17 protein-coding genes and 2 pseudogenes are annotated in these 19,733 nt (G+C 69.7%); 9 read left to right on the top strand and 10 right to left on the bottom strand.

Features of this window, described 5'->3' with window-relative positions:
- Window positions 1-17: 17 nt before the first annotated feature.
- Together ACIPM1_RS31785 and ACIPM1_RS31790 are read left to right on the top strand one after the other, a co-directional pair.
- A complete protein-coding gene (locus ACIPM1_RS31785) occupies window positions 18-2,717 on the top strand; it encodes a hypothetical protein (RefSeq protein ID WP_402440545.1) in 2,700 nt (899 codons plus the stop codon).
- 773 nt (window positions 2,718-3,490) lie between these two features.
- The gene (locus tag ACIPM1_RS31790; RefSeq protein ID WP_402440547.1) at window positions 3,491-3,619 is read left to right on the top strand and encodes a hypothetical protein; all 129 of its coding nucleotides are present in this window, start codon (window positions 3,491-3,493) and stop codon (window positions 3,617-3,619) included.
- Window positions 3,620-3,643: 24 nt separating this feature from the next.
- Here ACIPM1_RS31790 and ACIPM1_RS31795 read toward each other — a convergent pair whose 3' ends face one another.
- The 7 genes from ACIPM1_RS31795 to ACIPM1_RS31825 all read right to left on the bottom strand — a co-directional run bounded on the left by ACIPM1_RS31795 (window position 3,644) and on the right by ACIPM1_RS31825 (window position 7,450).
- Window positions 3,644-3,940 carry a fic family toxin-antitoxin system, toxin component gene (locus tag ACIPM1_RS31795; protein ID WP_402440549.1) on the bottom strand — a complete coding sequence of 99 codons (297 nt, stop codon included), beginning with the start codon at window positions 3,938-3,940 and terminating at the stop codon, window positions 3,644-3,646.
- A 71-nt stretch (window positions 3,941-4,011) separates the two neighbouring features.
- Entirely contained in the window at window positions 4,012-4,314 is a 303-nt protein-coding gene (locus ACIPM1_RS31800; protein ID WP_402440551.1) for a hypothetical protein, read from the bottom strand.
- Between the two features lie 140 nt (window positions 4,315-4,454).
- A complete protein-coding gene (locus tag ACIPM1_RS31805; protein WP_402440553.1) occupies window positions 4,455-4,763 on the bottom strand; it encodes a hypothetical protein in 309 nt (102 codons plus the stop codon).
- Window positions 4,764-4,871: 108 nt separating this feature from the next.
- Window positions 4,872-5,216 (bottom strand): hypothetical protein, encoded by a 345-nt coding sequence (locus tag ACIPM1_RS31810; RefSeq protein ID WP_402440555.1) that lies wholly within the window; start codon window positions 5,214-5,216, stop codon window positions 4,872-4,874.
- Between the two features lie 46 nt (window positions 5,217-5,262).
- Window positions 5,263-5,466, bottom strand: a complete 204-nt coding sequence (locus tag ACIPM1_RS31815; RefSeq protein ID WP_402440557.1) for a hypothetical protein — start codon at window positions 5,464-5,466, stop codon at window positions 5,263-5,265.
- 540 nt (window positions 5,467-6,006) lie between these two features.
- A complete protein-coding gene (locus tag ACIPM1_RS31820; protein ID WP_402440559.1) occupies window positions 6,007-6,687 on the bottom strand; it encodes a hypothetical protein in 681 nt (226 codons plus the stop codon).
- 430 nt (window positions 6,688-7,117) lie between these two features.
- Window positions 7,118-7,450: a hypothetical protein gene (locus tag ACIPM1_RS31825; RefSeq protein WP_402440561.1), complete on the bottom strand. Its 333-nt coding sequence runs from the start codon at window positions 7,448-7,450 to the stop codon at window positions 7,118-7,120.
- Between the two features lie 922 nt (window positions 7,451-8,372).
- Between ACIPM1_RS31825 and ACIPM1_RS31830 the strand changes: the two genes are divergently transcribed.
- The 3 genes from ACIPM1_RS31830 (at window position 8,373) to ACIPM1_RS31840 (ending at window position 13,350) form a co-directional block, all read left to right on the top strand.
- Window positions 8,373-11,318 carry an SNF2-related protein gene (locus ACIPM1_RS31830; RefSeq protein ID WP_402440563.1) on the top strand — a complete coding sequence of 982 codons (2,946 nt, stop codon included), beginning with the start codon at window positions 8,373-8,375 and terminating at the stop codon, window positions 11,316-11,318.
- A gap of 113 nt (window positions 11,319-11,431) precedes the next feature.
- Window positions 11,432-12,649: an SWIM zinc finger family protein gene (locus tag ACIPM1_RS31835; protein ID WP_402440565.1), complete on the top strand. Its 1,218-nt coding sequence runs from the start codon at window positions 11,432-11,434 to the stop codon at window positions 12,647-12,649.
- A 59-nt stretch (window positions 12,650-12,708) separates the two neighbouring features.
- Window positions 12,709-13,350 (top strand): WYL domain-containing protein, encoded by a 642-nt coding sequence (locus ACIPM1_RS31840; protein WP_402440567.1) that lies wholly within the window; start codon window positions 12,709-12,711, stop codon window positions 13,348-13,350.
- Window positions 13,351-13,689: 339 nt separating this feature from the next.
- Here the strand turns inward: ACIPM1_RS31840 and ACIPM1_RS31845 are convergent.
- Window positions 13,690-13,917, bottom strand: a pseudogene (locus tag ACIPM1_RS31845) (integrase); the annotation flags it as partial.
- A gap of 1,374 nt (window positions 13,918-15,291) precedes the next feature.
- Here ACIPM1_RS31845 and ACIPM1_RS31850 point away from each other — a divergent pair.
- The 4 genes and pseudogenes from ACIPM1_RS31850 to ACIPM1_RS31865 all read left to right on the top strand — a co-directional run.
- Window positions 15,292-15,381: pseudogene (locus ACIPM1_RS31850) on the top strand (IS630 family transposase); the annotation flags it as partial.
- A 577-nt stretch (window positions 15,382-15,958) separates the two neighbouring features.
- A complete protein-coding gene (locus ACIPM1_RS31855) occupies window positions 15,959-16,234 on the top strand; it encodes a hypothetical protein (protein WP_402440569.1) in 276 nt (91 codons plus the stop codon).
- The gene (locus ACIPM1_RS31860; RefSeq protein WP_402440571.1) at window positions 16,234-16,632 is read left to right on the top strand and encodes a hypothetical protein; all 399 of its coding nucleotides are present in this window, start codon (window positions 16,234-16,236) and stop codon (window positions 16,630-16,632) included. The genes ACIPM1_RS31855 and ACIPM1_RS31860 overlap by 1 nt, the downstream gene beginning before the upstream one ends.
- A gap of 204 nt (window positions 16,633-16,836) precedes the next feature.
- Complete coding sequence (locus tag ACIPM1_RS31865; protein WP_402440572.1) at window positions 16,837-17,235, top strand: hypothetical protein; 399 nt, start codon at window positions 16,837-16,839, stop codon at window positions 17,233-17,235.
- Window positions 17,236-17,640: 405 nt separating this feature from the next.
- On the opposite strand, the gene ACIPM1_RS31870 is transcribed toward ACIPM1_RS31865, so the two are convergent.
- Together ACIPM1_RS31870 and ACIPM1_RS31875 are read right to left on the bottom strand one after the other, a co-directional pair.
- Complete coding sequence (locus tag ACIPM1_RS31870; protein WP_402440574.1) at window positions 17,641-18,564, bottom strand: TerD family protein; 924 nt, start codon at window positions 18,562-18,564, stop codon at window positions 17,641-17,643.
- A 335-nt stretch (window positions 18,565-18,899) separates the two neighbouring features.
- Window positions 18,900-19,370, bottom strand: a complete 471-nt coding sequence (locus ACIPM1_RS31875) for a DUF2690 domain-containing protein (RefSeq protein ID WP_402440575.1) — start codon at window positions 19,368-19,370, stop codon at window positions 18,900-18,902.
- Between the last annotated feature and the right edge of the window lie 363 nt (window positions 19,371-19,733).

Raw genomic sequence — 19,733 nt, forward strand, 5'->3', positions numbered from 1 at the left:
TCCACGGAGGGATCCCGATGAACGCAACCCCAGAGCCCCCGCCGCCGCCCCCTCCCCCACCGACGCCGGTGCTCGCCTCGCTCGCGCCGCAGTCCGGCAAGGGCGGCGCGAGCGTCAGGCTGACCGGTACGTTCGGTGGCGCGACGCCGCAGTCGTACGTCTACTTCCGCGTCCCCGGTGGGGCGAGCGTCGAGGGCACCGTCACCACGTGGACGAACACGAGCATCGAGGTCACCGTGCCCCCGCTGGCGACCATCGGCTCCGGCGGACCGCTCGACGTGGTGGTCGAGACGCCCGGCGGAACCTCCGCACCGGTCGCCTTCGTCCTGCACGAGGACGCGCCGCCCACGGCCGGTGCGCTCGCGCCCGCCGCGGAACTCGAACGGTCACAGACCACCATCACCGGCCAGGGCTTCGGCCGCCCGGGAACGCCCGGTTCGGCGCTCACCCTGGCAACCCGGGGAACAACCCCCGTCGAGGCACGGATCGTGTCGTGGACACCGACCGCCGTCACCGCGACCGTCCCGGGCCTCGCCGCGCTCGGTGGCGCGGGCTTCAAAGAGGTCGTAGTCCGCACGCCGTGGGGGCAGAGCGAGCCGGTGCTGTTCGAACTCGGTGAACTCCCGGTGATCGAGTCGATCGGCCCGCCGAGCACCTCCCCCGAAACGACCATCGACATCAACGGTCACGCCTTCGGCCCGCGCGAGGAGGGCAGGGCGGAGATCGTCGCCGTTTACGAAGGAGAGGACGCGGAGTCCACCGACACGGTGGCTCTCGAACTCACCGTCCTCGATTGGAACGACCACCTCATCACGGCCCGGGTCCCCTCCCTGCGCGAGATGCGGGCCTCAGGGGTCAAGCAGGTCCAGATCACGTCACGGTGGGGAACGGGCGAACAGCACCAGCTTGTCGTGGGCGACCGCGGCTCGATCACCGCCTGGACGCGCCTGGAGGTCCACGCCCGCGATGACGACCTCGATGCCGGCCTGCAACGAGGCCTTCAGGCGGCCGTGTACGACGCCCGCTGGCTGCTCGGCCGCCAGTGGCAGATGCGCGAGTTCGACGGCGAGGACGCAGGATCGCCGATACTCGCGCAGGTCAGGGGCGAGACGTCCAGGATCGCGAGGTGGCGCCCGGGCCCTGTTTCCGCATCCGTATCCACGTCTGCATCTGCCGCCGACGTGCCGAGCGGGCACGTACCGCTCGAGACCCTCGTGGAGCACGAGCGGATCCTGCCGCCACGCGACGGCACCTCGACGTTCGACGACAGGCGCCTCGCCGCCGAGTCGGGCCTGCACTGGCTGCGCCTGCTGTCGCGGCACCTCTCGCGCCCCGAGGACGCGGACAAGTACCGTCGCCGGTACGTGCAGTGGGCGGGCATGCGGCCCCCGACCGAGCAGGAGCGCCGGACGCTTGACGCGGGGACGCTGCGCCATCTCGATCTGGCGGCCGGGCGCGCGCCCGACGGCGCGCTGCTCTACCGCGACCTCCAGCAGGCGCTGCCCGCCAACGGCGGCCGGATTCCGGACAAGCCGCCGATCGACGGTAACGACCGCGACGGCTTCCGCCAGGCGGTCGTCGAGTGGTTCGCGTGGTGGGACGAGCTGTTCACCCAGGCGACGGGCGCGGGGGACAGTTGGACACCCTCGCGTATGGAGTACGGCTTCACACTGTCCACCGAGACCTCGGCGGGTGAAGTCGCACTGTCCGCACCGGAGTACGACGGGCGGCGGCTCGACTGGTACTCCGTGTCCGTGGATGACGGCGACTCACTGCGCGCCGACGCGGCCGAGCCGACGGGCGCGCCGCCGGCACCCTTCGAACGCGGGCTCGTACCCGTGCCCGTCTCCTTCCCCGGCATGCCCGCGCCAAGGTTCTGGGAAATCGAGGATGCGGCGGTCGACTTCGGTGCGGTGCACGCAGGCCCGACGGATCTGATGCGCCTGCTGTTCGTGGAGTTCGCGACCGTCTTCGGGAACGACTGGTTCACGATCCCCCTCGACGGCATACCGGTCGGCACGCTGTGCCGGATCGAGAGCCTCACCGTGACGGACACCTTCGGCAGGCAGACCGACGTCACACCGCTCGCCGACTCCGTCGACGGCTTCCGGATGTTCGATCTCGGCGGCCGCCCCGATCTGCTGTTTGCCGCCGACGCGCTGCCGTCCACGATCGAGTCGCCGCCGCTGGAGGAGGTCGTACTCATACGCGACGAACCGGCGAACCTCGTCTGGGGCATCGAACGCGTGATCGCCGGCCCGGCGGGCCGCCCGGTCGACCGCGTCGAGACCTGGCACCGGCGCGCGGAAGAACTAGCCGCAGCCCAGACACCCCCACCACCTGGCGCGCCGGACCTCGCCTACCGTCTGGCCACCACCATGCCCGACTACTGGATCCCGTTCGTCCTGAAGGTCGAGGAACCCGACGGGCAACCTCCTTCGCGCTGGCTCGCCCGTGCCTCGCTGCGCGACCAGCAGACCGGCGAGCTCATCCAGCCCCTCGGCGAGTTGCTCGAACACCGCTCTCCACGCCTACGGCTGTATGACGAGGTCGTGGCGCGCGAGGGGGTCCAGGTGCGGCGTACATGGCAGTACGGCCGCGGACCCGACGGATCGACCCACCTGTGGCGCTCACGGCGCCGGGACACCGGCAGGAGCGAGGGATCGAGCGGGCTGCGCTTCGATGTGGTGGAGCGGCGCAATGTCACACGGGGCTGACGTCGAGGGGGCACAGACTCACGCGGAGCTGACTGAGCACGGCCACGAGTGGGCTGCCTGTCCGGACTGAACGACGGGCGGTCCACTCGTGGTCGCGCACCGGGCTGGCACGTCACACGGGGCAGCGCCCGAGGTCAGGAAGACCGCTCTTCGGTGCGGAGCCAGTCGTGTCGCTCGGGCGTGCTGTGCGGTCATCCGGTCGGGCCACTGCTCTGGGGAACTCGACGGGTCGCCTCGCCGACCGAGTCGTAGAAGGCGTAGACGGACGCAGGCCGGAGGAGCTGCACGGCCGTGCGCTCTTCGGGCCTCTCTGGCGAACCCGAGTGCCGTTGGGCGGTCCCGCGCCACGTGCGCGGAGCGCGGGACCGCCATGCCCCAGCTGCCTGTCCGAGCCGGGTACTGCCCACCGTACGAAGGCACCTGGCGGCACGCACGTCGAACGCGGCACCTGAGCGGCCCCTCCTCGCATGCGTCCGCCTGGCCGCCCTTAACCAGCTCGGTCAGTCCCGTTGGGCCCGCCGGCCGGAACGCGGGCACCGTTCGTCATCCCGGGCCCTGAGGTGTCGTGGCCTGGGCAGACGTCCATGGCAGCATCGCGTCGTACGACCGGGACTGCCCCGCGAACTTGTGGCCAAGGCCCGCCATACCAGCCCGAACTGAACACGCACCACCCTGCGCAAGGGCCGCAGTCGGGGATCGGAGGCTACAAGGCAGCCGTGCCGCGCCCTATGCCGCTGCCCGTGCCAGCGAGTGGGGGGCGGTTTCCTGCGCGTATGGCCAGGCCCTGCGGGCTGAAGGCCCGCGTGCTGGACGAGAAGTACAACATCGAGCGGCTGAGTGCTGCGGAGAAGGCGGCCAACGAGCAGGTCATCACGTTCGAGGCGCCCTCCAACAGGGGCTGATAAACCCGAGCGTGGGCCGGGGCCTCAGCCGGTGGACCAGGCGCGCAGCTGTGCGGCGATCTCCTGAACGCGGGCGCCCTTGTGCTTGGCGCGCATGACGAGCGCGAGGGCTTCCTCCGGCTCGTAGTCCAGCGTGACGCCGTTGGTGTTGAGGAACGTCTCGGCGACCAGCCAGGCGAAGAACTCGTTCTTCGCTTGCAGCGGCTCATGCAGCCCGATGCTCTCCAGCATGGCCGCGGCCTTGAGCCAGTCGCTCGCGTACACATCGCGGCCCATGTAGTGGGCCTGGGCGCGGGCGCAGACGGCGTCCAGCACGCCCAAGTCGAGACAGGCCGGGTCCCCCGGGAGGGTCTGCGCAATCTGCAGGAGCTCTTGCGGGGTGAGGAACCGGGTCACGCGGCGTGACCGCGCTGCGGGAAATCGTGCAGGTCACGGCTGCCAAGGGGCGCGAGGTCGGGCCACCCGGCCGTGCTGGTGTCGACGGCACGGGTGTCCTGCGTGGCGAAGACCTCAGCGAGCTGCGGGACGCGGTCGCGGGCCCGGCCGAGGGCCTTAAGGAACGGGTCGCCGGCAGCCTTGAGCGCCGCGTCGCGGACGAAGTCCTCAGGGGACTTGCCGACGATGTTGGCGGCTGCCTCGACGCGCGCGTACTCCTCTGGCTCAAAGGGCGGCACCTGGCGTCCGTTCTGGTCCATACGAGCGACGGTACCAGCAGATCCGGCTCCTGCCGAAGCAGCCGTTCGGCAAGAAGAGAGGGGCATCAGCCGACGGACGCCGGGTGCCCCTTAAAGTCTCCAGCGAACGTCCCAGGTGATCGTCGACTCGCGCGGGGTGGTCACGCGCTGGTGCGCGCGACCTCGGAGTAGGTGTCGAGGAAGCGATCGCTCGTGCGCTTGTGGTGAGCAAGCTGAGCAGCGACGGCCTGCTCGTCGCCCCACCGGCCCAGGTCACTGGCGAGCGCGACGGCGTGCTGGACGACCGCCTGCTTCGACAGCTCGTACCTGGCCGGTGTCACCACGCGCTTCCCCGCCTGCGGGGTGGCCTTGGCGTCGCAGACGCGGCTGGGATGCACCATCAGGGGCAGGGGCTTGACCTGGGGGTTGTTCTTGTTGAGCCAGCTGATGCTGCCGCCCAGTTGGTCCACGTCCTTCTTTGCGATCGTGTCGGTGCCACACCCGGTCTTCAGCTCGATCACCGCCTGCCGCGCAGGGGTTGTCTGGACCCGTGCCATACAGCTTCTCCGGCTGCGTGCTCACGAACCCGAGGTGGCGGCCCAACCACTTCCAGGCCCGCTCGGCACGTCGGAGCGTTCCTCATCGCCCCACACCACTTCTTCCAGCATCGCCTTCACCCCGAGGACCAGGTTGACGCCGTCGCCGTACTCGGCGGACAGGAACTCCGCGGCCTCGCGAGCTTGAACGGCGGTCGCCTTGATCTGCGCCGGCGCCACGCCGCCCACGGGCTTCAGGACGAACTGGTTCTCGTCCAGCGCGCCCGCCAGCACCTGCTGGGCGGCGACGCGATCCGTCATATACAGGTAGGCGGCCTTCTGTTCCCGCAGCCAGCCCTGCAGCGCCTGGCCCTCAAGGTCGTTCACGGTCCGCTGGAGGCGATCGGCCGCCGGGGGTCCGCCCCGTCGCCGCCTAGTCGAACGCTTCACGCAGAGCGACGGCCTCCGGCCGCATGGTCCCGTGCGAGGCGTACCGCACCTCGGCCAGCGTCCGCAGGCTGCGCTCGGTCCGCTGAGGCATCCGGGCGAGGCAGGCCCGCAGCGCCTGGCGCACGGAGTCCAAGCCCTCGCCCTTGATCTGCCGTGCGATGTCACCGAGCGCTACCGGCTCCGGCACGAGTACCATCCCGAGCGCGCCGCCGAACTCGACCAGCAACTCGGGCGTATGCCGTAAAGGGGCTCCGCACCGTCCACAGAGGTCGCCGAAGGCGTCTCGATTGTGAGCCACGACACACAGCAGTGAGGCTTCCGATCAGTCCAGGCGGAGGCGTACGTTCCGTTTACCCCGCGTCGGCGCCCTCCCAGACGCCGGGTCCGCCGGTCCTAGGCAGCGGGCCCCGCGGGGGCCAAACGCCAAGCTGACGAGCCTGGGAGGGCGTCCCGCGCGTGACTGCGCAGCACGCGCCCTCAAGAGCAGGCGTGCTGGGGCCACGGCGGCGGCCGGGCTGGATCGATCAGAGCTGTGCTGCGCCCACCCCCTGCGGCCGTCCGACGGCGGGACCCGGACGGCATGACGAAGATGCTCCGGCCACCCAGTGGCCGGGGCCTTCATCGCCTCATGGGGGCAGCCCCATCCCGTGCCGTCGCGGCCGGCAACCGCCGGGGCCGCCCTTCACGGTCAGGATCGGGTGTAGCTGGTAGAGCCCCTCCTTGACCTTCACGCCGACGCCGTGCCCCAGCAACCGCGCCGACGGCCGGCCCCTGGCAACGCTCCCCCGCCCCGCCACCGCACGCGCTCGGCTGGGACGCCACCTGGCAGCGCCGCTACCAGCTCACCCACGCCCACCTCAAGGCCGGCGGCACGCTGCCGGTGGCCGCGGACGAGGTCATCGTCCTGGGCGAGAACCTGGGGGCGTGGGTCGCGGCCCAGCGACTGGGCTGCCACAAGCTGCTGCCGGCCCAGCGGTGGCTGCTTCAGAGCGCGCACGGGCTGGAACCGGCGGTCCTGCAGTGCCACAGTGGCCGCCGCCTGAACGATCCGCAGCCGCGCCGCGATGCCGAGCTCGGCGGCCAGCCGCTCGCGCAGCATGGCGGCGGCCCGGTCGGCGTCGTCGAGGAAGAGCCCGAGCCCGGGGATCGCGGCCAGGCGCATGTCCGGGTCGGGGTCGCGGGCGAGTTCGGCGAACTCCGCACCCCGCTCGTACAGGAAGGCGATGGCCTGCACGCAGCCCATCGGGGGGTAGCACTCGATCTCGGTGCCGTCGTCCTCGAAGCCCCGATCGAGGGACTCCCGGCCGATGCTGACCAGCAGCGCGACGACGGCGGCCCGGTCGGGCGTGGCGCCATCGGCGGCCAGCTCGAACAGAAAGGGCAGGCTGGCCGCCGTGGGCGGATACACGCTGCCCTGATGGTGAACCGCGCCGTAGAAACGGCTGAGGGCCCTGCTGCGTTCCCCGGCGTCCGGGGAACGCAGCGCCCACAGCGGGGGTTCGTCACCAGAGACGGTGCTACGTGACTGACGGGACGGGAGAGCCGGCGTGGAGTCGCGCAAGGATCTGCTCCATGCCGAACAGGCCCGCGTCCAGGCTGATCTGTTGGAGCCAGCTGTCGACGAGTCGCGGCGCTCCGCCGGGTCGCGTTGGTCGATGCCTGGGTCAGCGAACAGATTGGCCCCAAGGGAGGTACCGGAGTCCGGCACCGGGGTCAGTCCGTTTCCGACAAGCAACTCCGGTACGTCGGTGCTGCTGAGGAAGTCCGGGCCAAGCGGTTGAGGCATCACGAGAGGGGCGACTCCCGCCAGGGCAGCGAGCGCATTGGTGACCTCGTCATCAACCAGCGAAGCCGCCAGGGCGTCGACCAGGTCGGTCCATGACCGCCAGGTCGAAGTGCAGCACCGCGTACCCCGTGCTCTGGGTTTGTTCGATCTTGTCGAGGGAGTCGTAGGTGCAGATCACCGTCAGCGCGGGGATCTGGTCTGCCCCCTCCCCCGCGACCGACATCAGCGCAGCCAGTGCGTGGGGGTTGCTGGTCGAGCCGACGCGGGCGGCGACCAGGTCGTCGATGCCGGAGGTATCCAGGTTCGCTACACCCGCAGAAGGGCCGGACCAGCTCGGAAACGGCCCACCCTCGCCGGCTGGTCCCGGCGGGCCGTTGCCCGCCACTTCCGCCCCCGGCGGGCCGGGGGGACGCACGCCGGGCCGCGCACGCCGAACGGCGCGCCATCCGAGTGAGAGGGTGGCGCGCCGCCGGCTTTCGAAAGCCCCCCCGGAGCTGGCATGGCGGCGTCGCCGTCTGCTCCTCAGCCATCGCCGGACTCCGGGGCCGTGCCCGGCTCGCGGAGGACGTCGGCGTAGTAGCGGTGGCGTTGCGCGAGGAGCGTGGTGACTTCGTCGTCCGTCACCTCGGCGAGTTCCTGAAGGTGTCCCAGTAGGTTGTCCTGTTGTTCGTGGCCGGAGCCGGCGACATAGGCGATCGTGCCGGTCGTTCCTCCCCCGGCGCACAAGAGCCGGTGGGGCAGACCGCACCAGGTGTCGAAGCTGGTGGTGCCGTCGCTGGCATTGGCACCGTGGCGGCGAACAGACGACCGGGCAGCAGTGGCGCTGGCACGGCTACCTGGACGCCGTACGACACCAGCAGGTTCTTCGTCTGCTGGCGGTACACGGACAGCACCGCGACGACCAGCGAAAACAGGTGATGCGCCGCTTGTGGGGCGGGGGCTGGGCCGGGAAGGGCCCGGATCTTGTCTGTCCGTGGGGCCCTGGGTAAGGCGCCGAACGGTGCGTTGGTGCGCGGGACGGCCCGGTAGTGTGGAGACGTTTCGACCGGTGGTTTTCCCCGCCAGGGCCAGTCGGGTAGCCGGTAGCAGGCGACAAGCGCGGCTGGGGATTGCAGTAAGGGAATCAGTCGATGGCCACGGTCTACCGTGTGGCGGTCTTGGACGATGAAGGCCAGGAGCAGAGTGCCCAGTACTTTGACGCGGATGGCCGGGAGATCGACGATCCCCGTGTGACCAGGGTGCGCGTCCCTGCCCAGTCCTGGGAGCGGGCGAGCCCGTCTGCGTCAGCCGGGATCAGGACCGAGCCGGTGCCGCCTACTCCCGGAGACCTCACCTTCGACCCGGCGTGGTGGGAAGAACTGCGGAACTGCACGGCGGTGTTCCTGCCGGGCGATCCCCCTCGTGCCGGGCGGATCGCCTTCCATGCCGACGACGATAGGCTCCCGGCCGACGCTCCCATCGAAGAGCTCGTGGTGGTCGTACCGCACGGGCGCGGTGCGCGGCGACGGACTGTCCGCGCGGTGGTGTGCCCGCTCGCCGACGTTCTGCCGCTGCTGCTGGACGAGCTGGCGGAGCGACTTGCCCCGACGTCTGCCGCGTGGCGGCATGCGGCGCTCTACGCCCTGAACATGGCCGGCCGGGGGCTGCTGCTGCCGGGGCTGAGTGCCGGCGGGTACGACGCGTGGCGTCTCGGGCCCTTCGCTCAGGAGGATGCCGTCTGGGTGCGGGCCCTGACGGAGGCCCTTGACCCCGCGGCGTACGCGACACCGTTCGAGCACTCTGACCGCGGGCGCCGCCCGCTGCTGTTGCAGGATCCGTACGACCGGCTGCGTATGTTCCTGGACGCGGTCGCCGACTTGTTGCCGCGCACACCCGCTGCTGTCGCCGCGGCGGGCCAAGCTGCTTTCGCCGGGCGGGACCCCAGGCATCTGCCCGGACTGTGGGGTTGGGCCGCCAGGGTCGCGGACGGCCGGGACGCGGGTGTGCGTCTCTCCCTCCGTATCGAACTGCCGGACGTGGAGGACGTCCAGGACGGTTACGACGATGAGGGTACGGATGCCGAGACCCCGTACCGGCCCCGTGCGGCGGTGCGCTGCGTGCCTCAGGTCCACTCCCTGGCCGACCCGTTGCTGCTGGCCGACGTGGCCGAGGTCTGGCGCGGAACTGTGGTGGGCTTCGGTCCCCGCGAGCGCGCCGGGACCGAAGCCGGGCTGCGAAGGACCGCCGAAGCCTGGCCAGCACTTGCCGGTCTCTTGCAACAGCCCGAGCCGGACGCTCTCGTCCTGGACGACGGCGCGTTCCTCGACCTGTTGGACGGCGGCATCAGTGCGCTGGCCCGGGCAGGCGTGGTCGTGCATCTGCCGAAGGACCTGGCCCGCGATCTCGTAGCCCATGCCGTCGTGGAACCTGACAGCCGATCACCGGAGGAGGAGCCGGACGGAGCAGGGTTCTTCACACCCGAGGCGCTGCTCTCCTTCCGCTGGGAACTTGCGGTCGGCGACCGCACGCTCACTCAGGTCGAGCTGGACCGGCTCGCCCAGGCTCGACGGCCGCTGGTGCGGCTGCGGGACCAGTGGGTCGTCGTCGACGATGTGCTCATGCGCAAGGCCCGTAGCCGGACACGCGACATGGGTGCCCTGGAGGCGCTGACCGCCGTATTCACGGGCGCGGTCGAGGACGCTGATGGTTCTCTCGCCCCGGTGAGGCCGGACGGGTGGCTCGCCTCCCTCCGCGACCGGCTGACCGCGCCGGAGCACGCCGCCGATGCCGAACTGGCCGCACCTGCCGCCCTGAAGGCACCCCTTCGCGGCTACCAGTTGCGCGGCCTGGCCTGGCTCGACCGCCTCACCCGCCTGGGCCTGGGCGCCTGTCTCGCCGACGACATGGGCCTCGGCAAGACCGTCACCGCTCTCGCCCTGCACCTGCGCCGGCAGGGGAACCCGAGGACCGCCGGCCGTCCCACCCTCGTGGTGTGCCCAGCCTCGCTGCTCGGCAACTGGGGACGGGAGATCGACAGGTTCGCACCCGGCACACCCTGGCGCCGCCACCACGGCCCCGACCGCGATCTCGCCGGCATCCAGGCCGGGGAAATCGTCCTCACCACTTACGCCACACTCCGTTGCGACCTGCCGGACCTCTGCGACGCCGGACCGTGGGGACTGGTCGTGGCCGACGAGGTACAGCACGCCAAGAACCCCGCCTCGGCCACCGCAAAGGCACTGCGTGCCCTCCCCGCCCACGCCCGGGTGGCCCTCTCCGGCACCCCGGTGGAGAACAACCTCACCGAACTGTGGGCTCTCCTGGACTGGACCACACCCGGTCTGCTCGGCCCGCTCACGGCCTTCCGGGAACGCTACGGCCGAGCCGCTGAACGCGCCGCCCGCGGCAGCCAGGCTGCGGCGGACGCCGCGGCCGCCGGACGGCTCGGCAGTCTGATCCGCCCTTTCGTGCTACGCCGCCGCAAGAGCGATCCCGGCATCGCCCCCGAACTGCCCCCCAAGACCGAGACCGACCATCCGGTCCGTCTCACGCGTGAACAGACTGTGTTGTACGAGGCACAGGTACGGGAGTCGATGGACGAGATCCGCAAGGCGCGGGGCATCGCCCGGCACGCCCTCGTTCTCAAGCTCCTCACCGCCCTCAAACAGATTTGCAACCACCCCGCCCATTACCTCAAGGCGGACGCCGCGGCACGTCTCACCGGCCGCAGCGGCAAACTGCACCTCCTCGACGAACTCCTCGAGGTGCTGCTGGCCGAGAACGCCTCCGTGCTGGTGTTCACCCAGTACACCCGTATGGCCCGGCTGCTGGAGACACACCTGTCCGGACGTGGGGTGGAGACGCTCTTCCTGCATGGCGGAACCCCGGTGCACCGCCGCGAGGAGATGGTCGACGCCTTCCAGCGAGGCGAGGTCCCGGTGTTCCTGCTCTCCCTCAAGGCGGCCGGCACTGGCCTCAACCTCACCCGGGCCTCCCACGTCATCCACTACGACCGATGGTGGAACCCCGCCGTCGAGGACCAGGCCACCGACCGGGCCTACCGCATCGGCCAAACCCAGCCGGTCCAGGTGCACCGACTGATCACCGAGGGCACCGTCGAAGAACGTATCGCACAGCTCATCTCTGCTAAGCGTGACCTGGCCGACTCTGTACTCGACGGGGGCCAAGGGGAAGCCGCAATCACCGACCTGGCCGACGATGAACTCGCCGACCTGGTCGCCCTGCACACCACCACCGACCGGAGCAGCACGTGAGCCCCAGCCGCAAGGAAAAGCCGCCCCGAGACCTGATCCTTCCGATACCACCACCATTCCCGGGACAGCGGCAGATGGTTGACGGGCCGTGGGGAGCGCTGTGGATCGCGACCTTGGAGAACCCCCACAGACGGGACATCGGACAGCACGAAGCCAGGCTGAACCGCGCCCGCTCCTATGTCCGACGCGGTGCGGTCCGTGACATCACTGTACGCAAGGGTGAGTTGACCGCCCGGGTAGCCGGCAGCGACCGTCGGCCGTACAAGGTCACCCTCCGCGTTCCCGAACTACCCAAGGCGGAGGGAGACCGGCTGCTCGAAGCATGGGCGGGCGATAGCGAGGCCCTCGCCGAACTGTCCTGCGGGAAACTCGGCGAGACCACCGCATGCCTCGCAGCCGCCGAAGGCGCGGCCCTGGTACCGAAACCCGGTGTCACGGACTACGAATGCACCTGCCCGGACTGGGGATACCCCTGCAAACACGCGGCCGCGCTGTCCTACCAGTTCGCCCGAGCCATCGACACCCGCCCCGACGCCCTCCTACTGCTCCGCGGCTACCACCTGAACGAGGTGTGCGACGAAGTAGCGGTCAGGCGCGCTGAACGCGAGATCACCGCTGCCGAACGGGCCGCAACGGAAGCGGACTTGGGTGCAGCCCGCGGAGTACCGGCCGGTGAGGCGTTCGCCCGTTTCAGGCGGGAGGGCCGACTTCCTCCCTTCCCCCCATTGCCCGCCCCGTCGGCCGGCCCCGCCCCAACCGGGCCGTTCCCGGATGCGGGCCACGACGACAGTCTCGCGGCCCCTGAGCGGCTGCGCATGCTGGCCGACGACGCCGCGCACCGCGCATCCAACGCCTACACCTACGCCGTCGGCGCTGGAGAAGGCGCGGGAGAGCGGCTCTGGCTCGACGCCGACCCGTGGCTTGACACCGTTCGACGAGCGGCCCAGTCAGACGGCGATCCTCACCTTCTCGGCCGCCTGCTGAACAGCTCCGACCGGGCCCGCGCCCAACTCTCCCGGGCAAGCGTCGCCTGGAAGCACGGTGGCGAACCCGCACTGGCCGTCCTTGACGGCGGTCTAGTAGCACCGCTGGCCACCGAGGCCGCAGCTCGCGAACAACTCCTCACCGTGCCGCTATCCGGACTGCCCAGTCCACGGGTGCTGCGCCGGACCGCAGGTCGCCTCCAACTCGTGGGCGTGGATGTCGAGTTGCGATATGGGCCGGACGGACTTTGGTACCCGTTCCGCAAGCAGTCCGGTAGGTGGTGGTTGGCCGGCCCTCCCTCCACGGACGCTGCGGAGGCAGTGCAGGGTGTCTTATCGACGAGGTGACCGTTGCCGACAGTGGCGCCATGCCACGATTTGCTAGGTCATAGTCGGCGAAATGGCGCATGACACCAGGCCTAGAGAGGCGGTACCGGGGCCGGCTCACCCCGAAGAGCGCCCGCCGCATCGGCGTGACACCCGCGAGTGACGGATGGACGGAGACCCGTGTGCCCATCGAATCGATCGACCACGCCCACGGAGAATTCCTGCGGCTGGGCACCGACGTCGAGGTCATGACACCGGCCGAACTCCGCGACCGCATCGCCGTGACCCAGAACCGAGCGTTGTCAGCGACAGACTTCGCCATCAGCCCCGAGCATTACAACAACTGGACCGGGTTCACGACTCTGACGGTCAGAATAAGGCCGCTCGGCGCCCAGAACGGGGTATCCTCCGTCACACTGCTGCTCGACAACTGCGGCGGGTCGGTCACCGAGAACCCCACCATCGCACCCGACGGGACCATCTCGGTGCTCGCCACCGTAGCGCCGACTTTCACCAAACAGTGCAGGGTCACCGGGATCGGCTCACCGACGGCGCCGGCAACGCCGCCGCCTACGGCGCAGCCTTCCGCGGCCCGGAACTGGACCTGGTCGCCACACAGATCCCGAACACCCAGGCTCCCGCCGTCTACTCCGCGTCACTTGCGGACGTCTCTGTGCCGGCAAGTTCGCTGCCTCGCAACGACGGGCTCACCCTCGATGTGACGTCGTTCGCGGGCATCACCGGCTTCAGTCTCACCGCGTACGACGCGGACGGCATCTCGGTGGATGGTGCCTCCGGCGGCGTCGGCTCCGTTACCAGCGGGGAGCTCAAGCTGAACGTGCCACTGCACGGGGGCCTGGCCCCGGGCACGTACACGGTCGGCTTCACGCTGACCGACGCGAGCGGAACGGCGTCAACGAAGCGCTGGCCGTCCTGCCCGACCCGCGCGACGTCGCGGATGCCGCCCTCCGCGGGTCACGGTCTTGCTCAAGATAGGACCCCTCGGCGTAGTGGGCCCTTCAACTTTGCCCTGACGCTGCGGGCGCAATCATCCGGCCTGCTCAGGCCGCGTGCTGGTACTCGTGCAGGGTTCCTCCGAGTCGGTCTCGTCGACGGACCGCAAGGTGGCTGATCTGCTTTGGCACGGGGATCGGTTGGGGTTGTGGGCGAAGCGGCGCGGCTTGCTTCAGTGTTCGGTGCGGTCGATGCCAGTTGTAGAACGCCTCGAACTCGTCGAGTGCGTACAGGAGATGGCTCTGGTTCCAGATCAAGGTCCGGTCCAGCAGCTCTGCGGGCTCCGACAAATCATCCGCCCTGGTCTCGGTCTTGATCGCCATCTCCGGCCCTGCCCGCCGATCGCGGGCAGGCCGCACCGCTCGGCCAGTCGAATCGTCGGGACCAGCCCGGCATGCGCGATCGAGTCATCGTCAAAGGTGTCGACGGCGTTGAACAAGACACCTTCCTCGGGCGGGGGCAGGCAGGCGCGGCGCCGTTGGACCTGGGCAAGGCTGGCGGCCTCGCCCAACAACCACATCCCTTCCCTGTGGCGGCTGAAGTGCACCAGCCAGTAGGCGACCTGGTGGTGGGCGCGGTTGCGGACGTCGATGGTCCAGTAACCGCCGCGGACGGCACCGGCCACAACCGGGACGAGATCTTCCCGGAAGGCGGAGGCGTCAACACGCTCACCGACCGCGAGATCGAAGCCCTGGCCGCGATGGGCGACCTCTACGGACACTGGGACTCCCCGGTCGACGACTACGCCACCGACGGACCGAACAGTCCCGGCGACAGCACCAGCATGCTCGCCTTCCTGTCCGCGGCGGCACAGCCGAAGAAGACGACGATCAAAGACAAGATCCTCGCCGTGGTCGACCGGGAGATGACGGCCAAGGAGATCCGTGCCGCGGCCGACGCGGCAGCCGGCACCGTCCGCAACTACCTCGGGGCCCTCGTCGCCGAAGGCAAACTGCGCCAGGTCGACCACGGCGTCTACGGGCCCACCGACCGCAACGCCGACGTCAGCGACGGACACAACGTCCCGCAGCCCTCCCCGGACATGCGATGGCATGGCAGCCGAGCCTGCGCTGCTGCTCCATTCGACGGAACTGCGGTTACGGCCCGGACTGTGGATCGTTGGCTGTGTATGAGCCGAAGTCCCAGGTTCCGGGATCTGTCAGGGTCGCCGGCGTTCGACCAGCTCAGGGCGCTGCTGTCTCGGTGGCTGGGGAGAAGTCCCGGCGCCGGAGAGTGTCCGAAGAATCGATTCGCCCGGTGGGTACGGAGACGGATGGCGAACGTGGTGAGGCGACGCCGCCCGGCTCGGAATGACCACCGGTCGCGTTGGTCGCTGGTGGTTGTCGGCAGTCTGCTGAGCCTGGTTCAAGGAATGGCGACAGCGATCGCGTCGGCGGTGAGCCGGTCGGTCACTTCTGCCTCCCAGCGGCTCGTCTGGTCTCGCGGTTCGCTTGGGGAGGCTCGGGTAGATCGCGCCAACCGAACGAGCTCTCGCCGTCATCGAGGTCGTCGACGATCTCACCCGCGGGCCGCGGCGACCGCTCAGGCGGCAAGGACACACCGCACCTTCCAACCTCTGACACGCACGGAGCCGCAAGTGCCGCTCACGCCTGCCGCGAGCCTCGAGCGCAGCCTGGAAGCAGCCACCAGTTCTTATGGCCCAAAGCAAGGAACGTGCCCGCATCCGCAGCAAGAAGGGTATCCGCTGGGGCGGCCGGCCGATCTCAGCGTTGGCCTGACCGCCCCACCCGGCACCAAGATGATTGATTCCAAGGGATCGGCTGCGCGCACAAGAGGAGGCTGCCCAACGTCTGTGTGAAGATAGAGTTGGATTTTTTCGCCACCGCACTCTAGTCGAAGAGGTGCGGCCCGGCCTCGATCATGCCTGGCCCAGGGTGTCGTAGTGAGGGCCGGGCTCCCGTTCCTCCCACGGGGCTTCCCTCGTCGCGCTCCCGGTGCCGGCGTCCTGCCGCCCGCGCATGGATGAGCTGGGACGAGTTCCACTCTGTCTGGGGCTGCCCGCGCCGTGCCCGCGTGTGGGAGCGGGTGTCGTAGTCGGCCTCCTCGCGCCGGAGGCATCGCCAGCCCGGGCGTCGACACTCAGCTTGCCCACGAGGGGCGCCTCGTGCCCCCCACCTCAAGCGCATATCTCGCGTACCAACCGCGTGCAGGAGGCGTGCTCTCGCCTGGCACAAGGCGTGGGCCCATCGACCTGCCAGTGCGATCTTCCGCACGTGGGCGGAGGTAACAGGAGCATGCTGCCGTACAGACGCATTTCCTCTACCTGAAGTAGAGGGGCGCGGTAGGGTGAGGAATATGGCAGCAGACGAGACGAGCATCAAAGTGAGTACGGCCGCGCGGGACCGGCTGGCCCAGCTGGCGGCCGAGCATGGCACCACCATTCGCAGCCTGGTGGAGGGCCTCGCGCAGGGCACTCCGACCCAGGCCGAGTACGCCGAGCGGGCTGAGCTGGCCCGCGCCGAGCTCGCCGCCGCCCTCGGCGGCGCGCCGAGCCCGGAGGCCGAGGCGAAGGCCCGGGCTCTGCTGGAGCGCCTGGGCGCCGCCTCGCACGGTCCGCGGGCGGCCGCGTAGTGGCGGCGATCTCGGTTGTCCTGGACCACACGACCGTCGCGGCGTTGTACGACCCGAAGGATCCGTTCAATGAGGCCGTCGCCGCGTTCTACGTCCAGGCTTCCGGCGGGCTCGGTGATCTGTATGCGCCGGTGCTGTCGCTGACGGCCGGCGACGCCGAGCGGCCGGGCTTGCTCGGCTACATCAAGGGGCTGCGGTTCATCCGGATCGAGGCGTTCGACACCGACGCCGCGGTCACCGCTACCGAGTTGCTGCGCTTTGGGCACTCCTGGGCTGCCGTCCACGCCATCCACGCCGCCCGTCCCTCCGCCGCCCACCCCAGTGGACGGTTTCTGCTCACGGTGACGCCGAAGGCGTACGCGGGTACCGGCGTCCAGGCTGTCCACCCGGGTCAGTAGCCGTCAGCCGCCCGGCGGCAGAAGATGGCCGCACGACCCCGCCTGCACCGCCACGATCGTCGCTTTGCCCCCGGGCCTGGCCCGCCGCCACCTGACACCCGCGAGCGGCACTGCTTCGCCGGGAGCAGCGCCGCTCGCGCAGGGCGGTTGCGTTGTCTGTTCTGATGTGCCTGGCCGCTGGCCGAGGTGTTCTCCAGAGGAACCGTGCAGTTCACTGTCCTGCCTGTCCGCGGACGGCCCGCCTCCCCTATGCCGGGGCAGGCGTTCCTGGTGCGGGACAACTGGGATTATTACGACTTCAAGACGACTTTCGGGTTGCTCTGTGTTGATTCAGGCGGCGAGATCAGGGAGATCGGCGGGGTCAAGATCGGCCGGTTCGGCATGACCGCGCCGGCCAGAACGCCGCTGCCGGACGCCTTCGAGACCCTGGACGGAGACTTCTTCTCGCTCGGACTGAGGGACACCTACTACGAACGGCTGCGCGAGCTGGGTCCCGACCTGCAGCGCACCGTGCTGCGGGCTCTCAACGACGTCTCCTTCGATCTGGACCTCGCCTCCCGCGCCCGCACCGAGAGCGTGACGGGCACGTTACGAGCTCGGTGAGGCCCGCACCGTCAGCGGCTACCCGGTGTACGAGAGCCGCCGGATCCCGGGCAGATGGATGCCCCGCAGTCCGTAGAGAAGGTGCGGCCCGCGCGGCGCCCATGCCCTGGGCGGGAGCGTCGGGCCGGTATGCGGCGGGCGGTTACGGCGATCATCATGGGGCGGCCTTTGCGAGGGAGCGCCTTCCCCGAAGCTGGAGATGGGGCTCGCGCCGATGACGCGGGCCCCATCTGTTTCGGCTATTCCTCGTCAGGAGCCCCCTGGGGGTTCGGCCCGCTTGTCGTCGAGTGGCGTCATGAGCGACGTGCCGTCAGAAGCGACGCGCCCACCTGTTCGCCGCCGTCTGCGCAGAGCTCCCCCGCATCGGGAGACGCATCTGGGCCCGGCCGGGTCCTGCGTCCGCAGTCACTCGACGTCGACCCCGTAGGCGCGGGCAAGAGCGTCGACGCCTTCTGCCCAGCCTTGGCCGATGGCGCGTAGTTTCCAGGCAGGTCGGTTGTCGACGGTGTGCCGGTAGAGCTCTGCGACGACCATGGCCCTGATGTTGGGGTCCGCGGGTGGCTGGAACGTCCAGGCCGCCCCCGTTGCGCAGTCCATGAGCAGGGCTGCGTGAGTCAGGGAGACGCAGGTCAGTCCGGTGTCGACGTCCATGTTGATGGCGATGGCCACGCGTCGGACGTGTTCAGGCAGTGCGGACAGGTGGACGGTGGCGCGCTCGACGGTGTGCGGCCCCTCGGGCTGTTTGCCCAGCAGACGCGCGGCGCCGTCGGCGGCAGAGGGGTGGTGGTAGAAGACGAAGTCCTCATCCCCGGCGACTCGCCCGTCATGCCCCGTCAGGAAGAGAGTGAGGTCTGAGTCGGCGCCCGCGAAGCTGAAGGCCATACGCAGTCCCTGCCAGGCCTCCTCAGGCAGGACAACCGCAGGGACGGGCGGCAGGGGAGGCGAGCCTACCGGCGCCGCCTGCTTCCACTGGGCGAACGGCTTGACCCGGTACCGATCGGCGACCGGGCCGCCCCCACCGGACGGGGTGGTGCCGCCGAGGCTGATGTCGAGGCCTGCCAGGGATGTCCCGTCCGAATCTGGGTCGTCCAGGGCGTGGCCGAGCAGGTCCTGCAGGCCGGGCACGCGGATGATGTCCAGCGGCTTCAGGGCGGTGGAGAGGCTGCCCGAGGCCGTGGTGGTGACAGAGCAAGTCACGTCCTGGCCGACGTCCAGGAAGCGCAGGGCGTCCTCGGGTTCCCGCCACGGGGTGGACTCGATCGCCTCGCGGGTCCAGCGGCCGTAGGCGACGAAGCCGAGCCGGTGAGTATCGGGCAGCCGGGTCAGCACAGCCAGATCGACTGCAGTGACACCCGGAGCGGTCGCAAAACCCTCTTCGAGCGTGGCGACGGGTTTGGACCGGGTAGCTGGGGACCTACCTGGTCCATCGTTTCCCCAGTTCAGAGGGCATTACGGAGCGTCGGCGGCGAGGCGGCGGCCCGCTCGGCGGCAATCCGGTTGCGCTCGCGGCAGTCGCCAATTGAGGGCAAGACCCCCACCGTCGATGCTGTGGGGGCGTCCGGCGGCGAAGTGCGGTACCTCGGGGCCGGCACAGCGTTATCGGCACGGAGACTGTCGACGAGTTGGACCGGTGTCGCTTCCCCCTCGCGACCGCAACCGACCTGTCAGTAGTTCGCCGTCCGGCCCGTGGCGTAGTAGGCCCCGCCGTCCTCGATGCCGTACGCGTACGAGGTCACGTTTGCGTCATTGACCATCGCCGTGTAGCACGTGCCGCTGCTGCTGGTGACGTGACACGTGTAGGTGCGCCCGTCGCTGTTCCGGATGATCTCGGCGATACCACCGACGTTGTCCCCGGGGGAGGCGATCGTGCCGTGCTCGATGCGGGCCCAGGTCGTACGGCACGTCGGGCTGTAGTACAGGTCGATGATGGCGCCGGAGTTGTACGAGCCCGCGTAGAGATAGGTGGAGGCGACGATCCGCCGGTCATTCCAGCAGCTGGTGCTGCTGGGCGTTTGACCGTCGTAGGTCGCGGCATAAGCAGCGGGACTCATCACGATGGGCACCGCGCTGGCGACCACCGCCATGACAGAGGCAGTGCGGACCGAACGCCAGATGCGCGCAATCGTGCTCTTCATCTCTGACCTCCTGATTGAGAAAACCGCCGCGGCCGGACGCACACAGCGCCGCCACCGGAAGCACACAGCGCCGTCGCCGGACGCACACAGTACAGTCGCCCCGCCTGTAGCCGAAAGGACTCTGCATTAAGGGGAGTTGGGAAATTTCGCCCCGCGCCTGCGGGTTGGGGGCCTGCACCCCGCCCCCACGGTTCCACGGTCGTCCCCGCGCCTATCAGAGCGCGGTCGGCGCGGAACTTGTGAATCGTTACTGGTTGGCTGGCTTCGTTCCCTTAGACGTCGTCTCATTTGGTGAGCCTGCGGTAACAGATGAGGCTGCAGGCGATGGCGGTGAAGGCCAGGAAGTGTTCGGCCTTGCGTTCG

This window comes from Streptomyces sp. NPDC086766 (assembly GCF_044746005.1).
Classification (GTDB): Bacteria; Actinomycetota; Actinomycetes; order Streptomycetales; family Streptomycetaceae; genus Streptomyces.

Bases quoted from the DNA above. Each gene is read 5' to 3' on its own strand.
- ACIPM1_RS31800 (WP_402440551.1), bottom strand. From the start codon at position 4,314: ATGGACCAGAACGGACGCCAGGTGCCGCCCTTTGAGCCAGAGGAGTAC.
- ACIPM1_RS31855 (WP_402440569.1), top strand. From the start codon at position 15,959: ATGGCAGCAGACGAGACGAGCATCAAAGTGAGTACGGCCGCGCGGGAC.
- ACIPM1_RS31790 (WP_402440547.1), top strand. From the start codon at position 3,491: ATGGCCAGGCCCTGCGGGCTGAAGGCCCGCGTGCTGGACGAGAAGTAC.
- ACIPM1_RS31785 (WP_402440545.1), top strand. From the start codon at position 18: ATGAACGCAACCCCAGAGCCCCCGCCGCCGCCCCCTCCCCCACCGACG.
- ACIPM1_RS31875 (WP_402440575.1), bottom strand. From the start codon at position 19,370: ATGAAGAGCACGATTGCGCGCATCTGGCGTTCGGTCCGCACTGCCTCT.
- ACIPM1_RS31840 (WP_402440567.1), top strand. From the start codon at position 12,709: ATGACACCAGGCCTAGAGAGGCGGTACCGGGGCCGGCTCACCCCGAAG.